General features: G+C 69.6%; 10 protein-coding genes. 2 read left to right on the top strand and 8 right to left on the bottom strand.

Annotation, left to right across the window (positions count from 1 at the left end):
• Positions 1-134 precede the first annotated feature (134 nt).
• The gene (locus tag ACFYRY_RS13080) at positions 135-854 is read right to left on the bottom strand and encodes an SIMPL domain-containing protein (RefSeq protein ID WP_389143410.1); all 720 of its coding nucleotides are present in this window, start codon (positions 852-854) and stop codon (positions 135-137) included.
• 153 nt (positions 855-1007) lie between these two features.
• Between ACFYRY_RS13080 and ACFYRY_RS13075 the strand changes: the two genes are divergently transcribed.
• Positions 1008-2825, top strand: a complete 1818-nt coding sequence (locus tag ACFYRY_RS13075; protein ID WP_389143408.1) for a bifunctional metallophosphatase/5'-nucleotidase — start codon at positions 1008-1010, stop codon at positions 2823-2825.
• Between the two features lie 60 nt (positions 2826-2885).
• Here ACFYRY_RS13075 and ACFYRY_RS13070 read toward each other — a convergent pair whose 3' ends face one another.
• The 7 genes from ACFYRY_RS13070 to ACFYRY_RS13040 form a co-directional block, all read right to left on the bottom strand.
• A complete protein-coding gene (locus tag ACFYRY_RS13070) occupies positions 2886-4310 on the bottom strand; it encodes a lysine N(6)-hydroxylase/L-ornithine N(5)-oxygenase family protein (RefSeq protein WP_389143406.1) in 1425 nt (474 codons plus the stop codon).
• Positions 4307-5665: a pyridoxal phosphate-dependent decarboxylase family protein gene (locus ACFYRY_RS13065; RefSeq protein ID WP_389143404.1), complete on the bottom strand. Its 1359-nt coding sequence runs from the start codon at positions 5663-5665 to the stop codon at positions 4307-4309. The genes ACFYRY_RS13070 and ACFYRY_RS13065 overlap by 4 nt, the downstream gene beginning before the upstream one ends.
• A gap of 131 nt (positions 5666-5796) precedes the next feature.
• Positions 5797-6630: an NAD(P)H-binding protein gene (locus tag ACFYRY_RS13060; RefSeq protein ID WP_389143402.1), complete on the bottom strand. Its 834-nt coding sequence runs from the start codon at positions 6628-6630 to the stop codon at positions 5797-5799.
• A gap of 108 nt (positions 6631-6738) precedes the next feature.
• Complete coding sequence (gene pepN / locus ACFYRY_RS13055; RefSeq protein WP_389143399.1) at positions 6739-9240, bottom strand: aminopeptidase N; 2502 nt, start codon at positions 9238-9240, stop codon at positions 6739-6741.
• A gap of 56 nt (positions 9241-9296) precedes the next feature.
• A complete protein-coding gene (locus ACFYRY_RS13050) occupies positions 9297-9848 on the bottom strand; it encodes a two-component system response regulator (RefSeq protein ID WP_389143396.1) in 552 nt (183 codons plus the stop codon).
• A 189-nt stretch (positions 9849-10037) separates the two neighbouring features.
• Positions 10038-10379: a chorismate mutase gene (locus ACFYRY_RS13045; protein ID WP_356767015.1), complete on the bottom strand. Its 342-nt coding sequence runs from the start codon at positions 10377-10379 to the stop codon at positions 10038-10040.
• An 11-nt stretch (positions 10380-10390) separates the two neighbouring features.
• A complete protein-coding gene (locus tag ACFYRY_RS13040; RefSeq protein WP_389143393.1) occupies positions 10391-11278 on the bottom strand; it encodes a helix-turn-helix domain-containing protein in 888 nt (295 codons plus the stop codon).
• Between the two features lie 98 nt (positions 11279-11376).
• Here ACFYRY_RS13040 and ACFYRY_RS13035 point away from each other — a divergent pair, with 98 nt between their 5' ends.
• A complete protein-coding gene (locus tag ACFYRY_RS13035) occupies positions 11377-13170 on the top strand; it encodes a beta-galactosidase family protein (RefSeq protein WP_389143390.1) in 1794 nt (597 codons plus the stop codon).
• Positions 13171-13257 lie beyond the last annotated feature (87 nt).

Raw genomic sequence — 13257 nt, 5'->3', positions numbered from 1 at the left:
ATGGCTTCTCGACAACCTTTGGGTGACGAGGTATTGACAAGTGTTGAATTGTGCGCAGGGCTGCTCCGATGAGCATTCGGTGCCCGAATTCTTGTGCGGTCACGGCTGTGGTTCCGCCCTCGGAACCGTGTGGTTCACAGCTGTGGCGGCGCCATGGTGAATCGGGCGTTGACTTGGGCGTGGACGTGTTGGCGTTGGGGTTCGAGGTCGAGGGGGGCGGCGGCGGTGTCCGGGGCGCCGCCGTAGAGGGCCCTGGAGCGCATGGCTCCGCCGGGTGCGGCGGGGTAGGCGGGTGGGGTGTTCTCGGCGCCGATGTCGGCGAGTTCGACGAGGGCGGCGAGGGTGGTACCGAGTGCTTCGGCGTATTCCCTGGCGCGTTGTACGGCTTCTCGTACTGCTTGTTGCCGGGCTGTGCGGTGGGCGGGTGAGTTGGGGCGCAGGGCCCACCAGGGGCCGTCGACGCGGGTGAGGTCGAGGTCGGCGAGGCGGGTGGTGAGTTCGCCGAGTGCGGTGAAGTCGGTGAGTTCGGCGGTGATGTGGACGCGGCCGTGGTGGGCGTGGATGCGTTCGCCGCGGCCTTCTTTGAGTTGGGGGGTGATGGAGAAGGTGCCGGTTTCGATGCGTTCGACTGCTTCGCCGTAGCTCTTGAGGAGGTTGAGGGCGGTGGTGTTGCGGTGGGTGAGGTCGTCTAGGGCGGTGCGGCGGTCTTTGCCGCGGGAGGCGACGGTGATGCCGATGCGGGCGATTTCGGGGTCGACTTCGAGGTGGGCTTCGCCGCGGACGGCGATGCGGGGGGCGTCGGGGGTGCCGTAGGGGACGGCGGGTTGGGGGTCGTCGGGTGTCGGGGTGGTCATGTGTCCCACTCTGTCACTCGCTTTGTGGTCGGGGGCTGTGGCTGGTCATCGGATCGCAACCTGTGGGGGCTGTTGCGTTGTGGCGTGGACGGGTCAGAATCTACGCGCGTCGTTGACCATGGCGCGATGGGCCATTCCCGAGGAGATCGAGACATGCCGTTGAATCGCCGTAAGTTCCTGAAGAAGTCCGCTGTGACCGGGGCGGGGGTGGCGTTGACGGGGGCGGCGGCTCCGGTGGCTCAGGCCGCGGACGCGAAGGCCGCGGTGGCGGGGAAGGGGCATCGGCCCGTGAAGCGGTATGCGCTGACGGTGATGGGGACGACGGACCTGCATGGTCATGTCTTCAACTGGGACTACTTCAAGGACGCGGAGTACGCGGACGCGGCGGGCAACGCGCAGGGGCTGTCGCGGATCTCGACGCTGGTGAATCAGGTCCGTGCGGAGAAGGGCCGTCGGAACACGTTGTTGCTGGACGCGGGCGACACGATTCAGGGCACGCCGTTGACGTACTACTACGCGAAGGTGGATCCGATCACCGCCAAGGGTGGTCCGGTGCATCCGATGGCGGCGGCGATGAACGCGATCGGGTATGACGCGGTGGCGCTGGGCAATCATGAGTTCAATTACGGCATCGAGACGTTGCGCAAGTTCGAGGAGCAGTGTGATTTTCCGCTGCTGGGGGCGAACGCGTTGGACGCGAAGACGTTGAAGCCGGCGTTTCCGCCGTACTTCATCAAGAAGTTCCATGTGAAGGGTGCGCCGCCGGTGAAGGTGGCGGTGCTGGGGTTGACGAATCCGGGGATCGCGATCTGGGACAAGGCGTATGTGCAGGGGAAGTTGACGTTCCCGGGTCTTGAGGAGCAGGCGGCGAAGTGGGTGCCGAGGCTGCGGTCGATGGGTGCGGATGTGGTGGTGGTGTCGGCGCATTCGGGGTCGTCGGGTACGTCGTCGTACGGTGACCAGGTGCCGTATGTGGAGAATTCGGCGGCGCTGGTGGCGCAGCAGGTGCCGGGGATCGACGCGATCCTCGTCGGGCATGCGCATGTGGAGATTCCGGAGCTGAAGGTCACCAACACGACGACGGGCAGGACGGTGGTGCTGTCGGAGCCGTTGGCGTATGCGGAGCGGTTGTCCGTGTTCGATGTCGAGTTGGTCTTCGACAGGGGCCGCTGGTCGGTGGAGTCGGTGAAGGCGTCGGTGCGGAACTCGAATTCGGTCGCGGACGATCCGAAGATCACGAGGCTGCTGAAGGACGATCACGATGTCGTGGTGGCGTATGTGAATCAGGTGGTCGGTACGGCGACGGAGACGTTGACGACGGTGGAGGCGCGGTACAAGGACGCGCCGATCATCGACTTGATCACGAAGGTGCAGGAGGACGTGGTCAGGGCGGCGTTGGCGGGTACGGAGTACGCGTCGTTGCCGGTGATCGCGCAGGCGTCGCCGTTCTCGCGGACGTCGGAGATTCCGGCGGGTGAGGTGACGATCCGGGATCTGTCGAGTCTGTATGTGTATGACAACACGCTGGTCGCGAAGTTGCTGACGGGTGCGCAGGTCAGGGCGTATCTGGAGTATTCGGCGCAGTATTTCGTGCAGACGGCGTCGGGTGCGGCGGTGGATGTGGAGAAGCTGACGAACGCGGGCGGTCGTCCGGACTACAACTACGACTATGTGTCGGGGGTGTCGTACGAGATCGATATCGCTCAGGCGCCTGGTTCGCGGATCAGCAATCTGTCGTTCGGTGGTGTCGCGTTGGATGATGCGCAGCAGTTCGTGTTGGCGGTGAACAATTACCGTGCCAATGGTGGTGGTGCGTTCCCGCATGTGGCGTCGGCGAAGGAGTTGTGGTCGGAGTCGACGGAGATCCGGACGCGGATCTCGGAGTGGGTGACGGCGAAGGGTGTGTTGGATCCGAAGGACTTCGCGTCGGTGGACTGGAAGTTGACGCGGGACGGTACGCCGGTGTTCTAGGGGTCCGGGGTTGCGTGTGAGGGACGTTGGGAGGTTTCTCCCGTCGTCCCTCTCTGTTTTTTACCGGCCGTCGATGAGTGGGGTGAGGGTTCGGGGGGCCTGGCGTGCGTGCGGTACGTGTGGGTGGTGTTGGTGGAGGCCGAAGGTGGTGAAGGCGGTGCGGGTGGGCAGGGGGTAGGGCTGGTGCGGGGTCAGGGTGTTGAGGATGGTGGCGCTGCGCCAGGCGGCGAGGCCGAGGTCGGGGGTGCCGATGCCGTGGGTGTGGCGTTCGGCGTTCTGGACGTAGGCGGCGCCGGTGACGGAGGGGTCGAGGAGGAGGCGGAACTGTTCGTCGATGCGGGGGCGTTCGCGGTTGTCGCGGCGTAGGTAGGGGTCGAGGCCGGCGAGGATGCGGTCGAGGGGGCGTTCGCGGTAGCCGGTGGCGAGGACGACGGCGTCGGTGGTGAGGCGGGAGCGGGTGTTTTGCTGGGTGTGTTCCAGGTGGAGTTCGATCTGGGTGGTGGCGATGCGGCCGGCGGTGCGGACGTGGACGCCGGGGGTGAGGACGGCGTCGGGCCAGCCGCCGTGCAGGGTGCGGCGGTAGAGCTCTTCGTGGATGGCGGCGATGGTGTCCGCGTCGATGGCTTTGTGGAGTTGCCATTGGGTGGTGACGAGGCGGTCGCGGACGATTTCGGGGAGGGCGTGGAAGTAGCGGGTGTAGTCGGGGGTGAAGTGTTCGAGGCCGAGTTTGGAGTACTCCATGGGGGCGAAGGCTTCGGTGCGGCCGAGCCAGTGGAGTTTTTCGTGGCCGGTGGGGCGGTTGCGGAGCAGGTCGAGGAAGACTTCGGCGCCTGACTGTCCTGAGCCGATGACGGTGACGTGGTCGGCGGTGAGCAGGGTGTCGCGGTGGGCGAGGTAGTCGGCGGCGTGGAGGACGGGTACGCCGGGTGTCTCGACGAGGGGTTTGAGTGGTTCGGGGATGTATGGCTCGGTGCCGATGCCGAGGACGATGTTTTTGGTGTAGGTCCGGCCGAGGGCTTCGGCTTCTCCGTGGGTGTCGAGTTGGGTGTAGTCGACTTCGAAGAGGTCGCGGTCGGGGTTCCAGCGGACCGCGTCGACCTGGTGGCCGAAGTGCAGTGCGGGGAGGTTCTCGGACACCCAGCGGCAGTAGGCGTCGTACTCGGCGCGTTGGATGTGGAAGCGCTCGGCGACGTAGAAGGGGAAGAGCCGGTCGCGGGCTTTGAGGTAGTTGAGGAAGGTCCAGGGGTTGGCGGGGTCGGCGAGGGTGACCAGGTCGGCGAGGAAGGGGACTTGGACGGTGGTGTGGTCGATGAGCAGGCCGGGGTGCCAGGTGAAGGTGGGGCGCTGTTCGTAGAAGACGGTGTCGAGGTCGGGGAGGGGGTGGGCGAGGGCGGCGAGGGAGAGGTTGCTGGGGCCGATGCCGATGCCGACGAGGTCGCGGGGTGTGTCGGGTTGGTGCTGTGGGGGGTGGGGCGTCGGGGTCATCGGGGGGTGGTTCCTTCCACGAGTTTCAGGAGCCCGGTGAGGTCTTCGGGCCGGGTGTGGGGGTTGAGGAGGGTGGCCTTGAGCCAGAGCCGGCCGTCGAGGCGGGCGCGGCCGAGGACGGCTCGGCCGTGGTGGAGCAGGTGTCTGCGTATGCCGGCGACGGTGTCGTCGGTGGCGCCGGTGGGCCGGAACAGGACCGTGCTGATGGTGGGCCGGTCGTGGAGTTCGAGGGTGGGGTGGTCGTGGACGAGGTCGGCGAGTGTGTGGGCGTGGTCGCAGACCTGGTCGACGAGGGTGGCTAGGCCGGTGCGGCCGAGGGTTTTGAGGGTGACGGCGATCTTGAGGATGTCGGGTCGGCGGGTGGTGCGCAGGGAGCGGCCGAGGAGGTCGGGGAGGCCGGTTTCGGTGTCGTCGTCGGCGTTGAGGTAGTCGGCGTGTTGGTTGAGGGCGGTGAGGTCGTGGGGGTTCTTGACGGTGAGGAGGCCTGCGGGGATGGGTTGCCAGCCGAGTTTGTGCAGGTCGAGGGTGATGGTGTCGGCGGCTTCGAGGCCGGTGAGTTTGGGTCGGTGGCGGTCGCTGAAGAGGAGGCCTCCGCCGTAGGCGGCGTCGATGTGGAGGCGGGTGCCGTGGGCGGCGCAGCGGGCGGCGATGTCGGGGAGGGGGTCGATGAGTCCGGCGTCGGTGGTGCCTGCGGTGGCGGCGACGAGGAGGGGCCCGGGGACGGTGGTGAGGGCTTCGTCGAGGGCGGCGGGGTCGAGGGTGCCGGCGGGGGCGGGGACGACGACGGGTTCGGGCAGGCCGAGGAGCCAGGCGGCGCGGGGCAGTGAGTGGTGGGCGTTGGCGCCGTGGACGAGTCGGATGCCGGGGCCGTGTGTCTCGCGGGCGAGGAGGAGGGCGAGTTGGTTGGATTCGGTGCCGCCGGTGGTGACCAGGGCGTCGGTGGCGCCTGTCTCTCGGGCGAGGGCGGAGGTGGTCAGTTTTTCCAGTTCGGATGCCGCGGGGGCTTGGTCCCAGGAGTCGAGGGACGGGTTGAGGGCGGAGGCGGCGAGGTCGGCGGCGGTGGCGACGGCGAGGGGTGGGCAGTGCAGGTGGGCGGCGCAGTGGGGGTCGGCGGGGTCGGCGGCGCCTTCGGTGAGGGCGTGGACGAGGCGTCGTAGGGCGTCGGGGTCGCCTTGGTCGGGCAGGACGTCGCCGACCGCGGTGCGGATGCGGGCGGCGACGGCGGCCGGTCCGCCCTGGGGAATGGGGCCGCCGCGGGTCCGGCTGCCGTCGTGCAGTGCGTCGAGGACGGTGTGGAGCAACGGCCGCAGGGCGTGGGGGCCTTCGGGTCCTGAGGCGAGGGGCGGCGTGCTCATCGTTGTCCTCCGGGGCGCTGGACGAAGGGAGTTCCAGCTTGTGCGTGGTTGCGTGGACGCGCCCGAAAAGTTCAACGATCGGAACCCGAAAGGGGGTACTGCCGTGCGGGGAAAACGTGTGGGGCTGGTTTTCAGCCGCGGAAGTGCTCGGCGTGGTCGTGTGCCCAGGCGTCGAAGGTGCGGGCCGGGGTGCCGGTGATCTGTTCGACGGTGGTGGTGATCTCCGGGGGTGTGCCGACGGTGGCCGCGAAGGTCTTCAGCAGGCCGGCGAGCATGTGCGGTGGGACGTGCGGGAAAAGGTCGGGTCCGGCCTGGTCCGGTGGGACTTCGACGAAGTCGAGGGGGCGGCCGAGGGCGCGGCCGAGGGCGGTGACCTGTTCGGCGTTGCTGAGGGCTTCGGGGCCGGTGAGGCGGTGGACGGCGCCTTCGTGGCCGTCGTCGAGGAGGGCGTGTGCGGCGACGGCGGCGATGTCGTCCTCGTGGATGGGGGCGGTCAGCCCGTCGGCGAAGACGCCGCGGACGGTGGTGCCGGTGCGGATCTGCGGGGCCCACTGGAAGGCGTTGGTGGCGAACGCGTTGGGGCGTAGGAAGGTCCAGGTCAGGCCGCTGTCGCGGATGTGTTGTTCGACGGTGGCGTGCATGACGTGGATGGGGTGGGTCTCGTCTGCGCCGTCCTGGATGATGCCGGAGGACAGCAGGACGACGTGGCGGACGCCGGCCCGGCGGGCGGCGTCGAGGAACGGGCCGGTGGTGTCGCCGGCGGCTTGGGCGTAGAGGAAGAGCTGGGTCACACCGTCGAAAAGGGCTTCGGGGTCGTCGAGTTGGAAGCGGACGGTGTCGGCCCGCTCGGGCAGGGCGGCTCGCTGGGGGTCGCGGGTCAGGGCCCGCACGGGCCGGCCGGCCGCGAGGAGTCGGTGGACGAGGGCACGGCCCACGTTGCCGGTGGCGCCGGTCACTGCGATCACAGGTTTTCTCCTGGGGTGAGGGCTGGTCACGTTTCCCTGCGAGCCTAGGAAGCGTGACCGGCCCCGCGCGTCATCCGCGGGGACCAGCCGTGCCCTACGTCCCTGGTACTACTCCCCTCGCACGCGCAACGCCCTTGTGAGGTCGTCGAGTTGGTCGACGAGTTTGCGGCGCAGGGCGGGGATGGGGTCGCTGTCGCGCAGGCAGGTCTGGCCCTGGTGCAGGGTGTCGGTGTCGACGGCGTGGGTGGGGAAGGCCCAGCGGCCGGCGGCGTCGGCGATGGCGGGGCCGCGGCGGGCTGCGACGGCGACGGCGTCCTGGAAGTAGCGCGGTACGTACTCGTGTACCAGGTCGGCCTGTTCGGGTTGCCAGAAGCCCTGGGCGGTGGCGGTGAAGAGGTAGTTGGAGAGGTCGTCGGTGGTGAACATCGACGCCCAGGCCTTCGCTTTGGTGTCCGGGTCGGGTAGCGCGGCACGGCAGCGGGCGGCGCCTTCCTGGCCGGTGGCGCTCGGGTCGCGTTCCAGTTCGGCGGCGATGGCTGCTTCGTCGGTGGCGCCGAGGACGGCGAGTCGGGCGAGGACCCGCCAGCGCAGTTCGGGGTCGAGTTCGGGGCCTCCGGGCACGGTGCCGTCGGCGAGCCAGGCGGCGATGGTGTCGGGGTGGGCGGCGACGTCGATGAGGTGGCGTACGGCGATCAGGCGCAGGCCGGGGTGGTCGCCGTCCTCGGTGCGGCGGATGAGGTCGCGGCACAGGGCGGTGAGGGTGGCGAGGGCGGCGGGGCGTTCCTCGGGGGTGAGGTAGCGGTCGGTGATCTGGGTGGCGGCGAAGGCGAGGACGCCTTGGACGAGGGCGAGGTCCGTCTCGTGGGGGAGGTGGGTGCGGGCGGTTTCCAGGTAGGCGGTGGGTGGTAGTTCGGCGTCGCGGACGGCGTCCCGGAGGGCGTTCCAGACGACCGCGCGGGTGACGGGTTCGGGCAGGCCGGCGAGGGCGGCGCCGGCGGTCCGGAAGGACTCGGAGTCGAAGCGGATCTTGGCGTAGGTGAGGTCGCCGTCGTTGAGGAGGAGCAGGGCGGGGCGCTTGCCGATGGGCCGGGGTTCGGCGGATCGGGTCTGCGGGATGTCGAGGTCGAGGCGTTCGCGCAGGGCGAGGTGGGGGCCGCCGTCGGCGATGTCCCGGTCGTAGAGGCCTACGGCGACGCGGTGGGGGCGGCTGCCGGTGTGTTTGACGGTGAGGGTGCAGGTGCCGCCGTCGGTGGTGATGTGGGGGGTGAGGGTGTCGACGCCGGTGGTGCGCAGCCAGGCGTCAGCCCAGGCGTGGACGTCCCGGTCGGTGTGGGAGGCGAGGGAGTCGATGAAGTCGGCGAGGGTGGCGTTGGCGAACTTGTGGCGGGTGAAGTGGGTGTTGATGCCGGCCAGGAAGTCCTTCTCGCCGAGCCAGGTGACGAGTTGGCGTAGTGCTGAGGCGCCCTTGGCGTAGGAGATGCCGTCGAAGTTCAGGAGGGCGGAGGCGGTGTCGTCGACGTTCTCGGGGGCGACGGGGTGGGTGGAGGGGCGCTGGTCGGCGTCGTAGCCCCAGGCTTTGCGGGTGACGCCGAAGTCGGTCCAGGTGTCGGTGAAGCGGGTGGCTTCGGTGAGGGTCTGGTAGCCCATGTACTCGGCGAAGGACTCGTTGAGCCAGATGTCGTCCCACCAGCGGAGGGTGACGAGGTCGCCGAACCACATGTGGGCCATCTCGTGGGCGATGACCATGGCGCGGGTCTGGCGTTCGGTGTCGGTGACGGCGGAGCGGTAGACGAACTCGTCGCGGAAGGTGACCAGTCCGGGGTTCTCCATGGCGCCGGCGTTGAATTCGGGGACGAACGCCTGGTCGTAGGAGTCGAAGGGGTAGGGCTCCTGGAACTTCTCGTGGTAGCGGTCGTAGCACTGGCGGGTGATGTCGAGGAGTTCGTCGGCGTCGGTGTCCAGGTACGGGGCGAGGGAGCGGCGGCAGTGGATGCCGAAGGGCAGGCCGCGGTGTTCGGTGCGTACGGAGTGCCAGGGGCCGGCGGCGACGGCGACGAGGTAGGTGGAGATGAGGGGGGTGGGGGCGGCCTGCCAGCGGCCGTCGCCGAGGTGTTCGGTGATGCCGTTGGCGAGGACGGTCCACTCTTCGGGGGCCTTCACCGTCAGGTCGAAGACGGCTTTGAGGTCGGGCTGGTCGAAGGCGGCGAAGACGCGCTGCACGTCGTCCATGAAGAGTTGGGTGTAGAGGTAGGTCTCGCCGTCGGTGGGGTCGGTGAAGCGGTGCATGCCTTCGCCGGTGCGGGAGTAGCGCATGCCGGCGTCGACGCGCAGTTCGTGTTCGCCGGGGGTGAGGTTCTTCAGGGGCAGTCGGTTCTCGTCCAGGGTTTCCGGGTCGAGGGGGTGTCCGTCGAGGGTGACGGAGCGCAGTGCGGCGGGCTTGACCTCGACGAAGGTGTCCGTGACGTCCTGGTTCGCGCGAACGGTGAACCTGATGACGGTGCGGGAGTCGAAGGTGTCGTCCCCGGCGGTCAGATCGAGGTCGATCGTGTAGCGGTGGACGTCGATGAGCCTGGCACGGGTCTGCGCTTCGTCGCGCGTCAGTACGGACATGATGGCCATGCTGCCTGATGGTGGTGGCACGGCACAGAGGCGGATCGGTACGCGCCCTATGTCCGGTCCTGTTCGAGCTCCCCGGTGTGCGCCCCTTGTGCGCGCGGGGGCGGGATCCTGGTGTCCGGGTGGGGCGGGCTGTGATGGGGCGGGGTTTCCTCGGTTTCGGTGTGGTCCTTGATGAGGGCGCGCAGTTCGCGGACCTCGTGTTCGAGGGCGAGGTGGCGTTGGTGGGCGTCGAAGAGGTAGCGGACCTTGGTGCGCAGCGCCCAGGGGTCGACGGGTTTCATGACGAGGTCGGCGACGCCGAGTGCGAAGGCGGCGGAGGTCAGTTCGTGGTCCGGGCCGAAGCCGGTGAGCAGGATGACGGGGATGTGCTGGGTCTGTTCGAGGCGTCGCATGTAGCGCACGACGTCGACTCCGCTGACGCCGGGCATGCGGACGTCGAGCAGGAGGAGGCCGACGTGGCCGCGCAGTACCTGCTTGAGGGCTTCGTCGCCGCTGGTGGCGCGGTCCAGCAGGTAGCCCAGGGGGGCCAGGGCGCTCTCCAGCGCGTACAGGGTGTCCTCGTGGTCGTCGACGATGAGGATCCTGGCATCCGACGGCATGGTCCGACGTCCCTCCCTTGTGGACAGACCAGCTTATGTCCGATGAGCTGACGGGGAGTACTCGTCAGCTGACAAGGAGTGCACAGTGCAGCATGCCGCCGAGTGGCCCTCGTGTCACGTCCTCGCGGGCGCCCACCGAGGTCCGTTCGAGGCCTGTTCGAGACTTTTTCGAGGTGGGGGGCGGTTCGCCTATCGGGTCGAGCCGTTCACGGTGTCCTCGGCGATGCTCTCGTGGTGCCTGATCACCTCGGCGATGATGAAGTTGAGGAACTTCTCGGCGAACGCCGGGTCGAGTTTCGCGTTTTCGGCGAGGGTGCGCAGTCGTTCGATCTGGCGGGCCTCGCGGGCCGGGTCGGCGGGCGGGAGTTGGTGCCGTGCCTTGAGGTGGCCGACCTGTTGGGTGCATTTGAAGCGTTCGGCGAGCATGTGGACGACGGCGGCGTCGATGTTGTCGATGCTGTCGCGCAGCCGGGCGAGTTCTTCGCGGACGGCGGGGTCGACGTCGCCGGCCGGGGTGTTGCTGGTGGTCATGGGCGACCACATTACGGGGCGTGCGGGCGTTCGATCATGGGTGGATCGTCGGGGTCGGGGACCTGGTTGCTCCAGCCGCCGGGGACGGTGCGGCCCTGCTGGGTGCGGAAGCGGACGGGGGCCATGCCGACGCGGCGGGTGAACAGGCGGGAGAAGTAGGCGGGGTCGTCGTATCCGACGCGGCGGGCGACGGCCGCGACGGGCAGTTCGGTGGCGGCGAGGAGTTCCTTGGCGCGGCCGAGGCGGATGCCGAGGAGGTAGTCCTTGGGGCTGCAGCCGGCGCCGCGGCGGACGGCGGTGCGCAGTTCGGCGGGGGTCATGCCGTGCCGGGTCGCGTGGTCGGCGACCGACAGCGGCAGGCAGGCGTCGCGGGCGAGGGCCTTGAGGACCTGGTCGCCGTCGGGGGTGAGGTCGGCGCGGGTGCGGCGCAGGGCGACGAGGAGTTCGTGGACGGCGGCTCCGGTCTCCACTTCCAGGAGGGGGTTGTCGCGGCGGGCGGCGCGGGCGATGCGGGCGACGACTCCGCGTGGGGCGGCGGCGTCGGTCAGGGGCACCACGGGGCGGTCGGGCTCGATGTAGCCGAGTTCGGTGTACGTGGCGGTGGCGGGGCCGGTGAAGTCGACGAAGCCCTCGTCCCAGCCGCCCGGGTCGGGTGCGTAGTGGTGCGGGACGCCGGGGGTGAGCCACAGCAGCGCGGGTGCGGTGACGGTCGTACGGCGGCCGTCGGGGCTCAGGTACCAGCCGGTGCCGGAGCTGATGACGACGGCGACGTGGTGGTCGAGGGTGCGGGGGCCGACGGTGGGCAGGGTGCCGTGCTGGAGGCCGACGCCGAGGCAGACGAGGCCGAGGCGGTGGTGGGCGGGTCCGGGCGTGAGGAACCGCATCCAGGTGTGGTACATCCGCGGCCTCCCGGGTTCTTGTGCTGCCGCTTTTCGTCCAAGCCTCGCCGATCTTTGTCCATGGACGTGATCGCCGCCAGGGGGTGAGGGTGGGGCGCATGAGTGAGTTCAGGGTGGGGGAAGGGGACTTCCTGCTGGATGGGCGGCCGGTGCGGCTGCTGTCCGGTGCGCTGCACTACTTCCGGGTGCACGAGGCGCAGTGGGGGCACCGGCTGGGGATGCTGCGGGCGATGGGTCTCAACTGTGTGGAGACGTACGTGCCGTGGAACCTGCACGAGCCGCGCCCCGGTGAGTTCCGGGATGTGGAGCGGCTGGGCCGGTTCCTGGACGCGGTGCGCGAGGCGGGCCTGTGGGCGATCGTGCGGCCGGGGCCGTACATCTGTGCGGAGTGGGACAACGGGGGGTTGCCGTACTGGGTGACGGGTGCGCTGGGCAGGCGCGCGCGGACCCGCGACGAGGGTTTTCTGCGCCCGGTGGAGCGCTGGTTGCGGCGGCTGCTGCCCCAGGTGGTGCCCCGGCAGGTCGATCGCGGCGGGCCGGTGCTCCTGGTGCAGGTCGAGAACGAGTACGGAAGTTACGGCTCGGACGCGGGGTACCTGGGCCGCCTGGCCGACCTGCTGCGCGGCGAGGGCGTGACGGTGCCACTGTTCACCTCGGACGGCCCGGAGGACCACATGCTCACCGGGGGTTCGCTGCCCGGTGTGCTCGCCACGGTGAACTTCGGCTCCCACGCGCGCACCGCGTTCGAGACGCTGCGCAGGCACCGGGGGTCCGGGCCGCTGATGTGCGCGGAGTTCTGGTGCGGCTGGTTCGACCACTGGGGCGGGGAGCATGTCGTACGGGACGCGGCGGACGCCCAGGAGGCCCTGCGGGAGATCCTGGAGTGCGGTGCCTCGGTCAATCTGTACATGGCGCACGGGGGCACCAACTTCGGGGGCTGGGCCGGGGCCAACCGGGGCGGCGGTGATCTGCACGAGGGTCCGCTGCTGCCGGACGTGACCTCGTACGACTACGACGCCCCGGTCGACGAGGCCGGGGCCGCGACGGAGAAGTTCTGGCTCTTTCGCGAGGTCCTGGCCGGGTACGCGGACGGCCCGCTGCCCGACCCTCCCGCCCCGCCCGCACGGTTGGCTGCCCCGGCCGAGGTGGATCTGACCGGGTGGGCGTCACTCGGTTCCGTGGTCGACGCGCTCGGTGGCCCTCAGACCTTCTCTCCGGTGCCGCCCACCTTCGAGGAGCTGGATGTCGACCGGGGCATCGTGCGGTACGAGGTGACCGTGCCGGGCCCACGGCGGCCCTACCCGCTGACGGTGCGCGGGCTGCGGGACCTGGCGGTGGTGTACGTCGACGGGGAGCGGGCCGGGACGCTCACCGAGGACGACGACCGTCTCGAAGAGCCCGTCGCCGGGCACGCGCGCGTGCAGCTGTGGGTGGAGTCCCTGGGGCGGGTCAATTACGGTCCCCGGGCCGGTGAGCCCAAGGGGATCACCGGGGGATTGCTGCACGAGCGGCAGTATCTGCACGGGGTACGCGCGCGGGGGCTGCGGCTGGACGCCCTGGACGATCTCACGGGCGTCGCCCTGGGTGCGCTTCCCGGGGACGACGGCCCGGGCCTCTACCGGGGCACGGTCACCGTCCGGGGTGCCGGGGACGCCTGGCTGGAGCTGCCGGGCTGGACACGCGGTTTCGTGTGGATCAACGGCTTCAACCTGGGCCGTTACTGGTCGGCGGGCCCCCAGCGGACGCTGTACGTGCCCGGGCCCCTCCTGCGGGAGGGCGTCAACGACGTATGGGTCCTGGAATACGAGGGAGCGCCGCCGGAAGACTCGCTGCGCGCCCCCACCCTCAGGGCAAGCTCACCAACCGGAGAGGCTCCGGCCGCTCCCCCGTAGAACGGCCGCTCCCCCGTAGGACGGCCGCTCCCCCGTAGGACGGCCGCAGACCGGCCGCTCCCCCGTAGAGTGGAATCGGGTTCAGGG

Source organism: Streptomyces sp. NPDC005263, from assembly GCF_042872365.1.
Lineage (GTDB): Bacteria > Actinomycetota > Actinomycetes > Streptomycetales > Streptomycetaceae > Streptomyces.
This window is presented reverse-complemented; position numbering and strand designations above follow the sequence as displayed.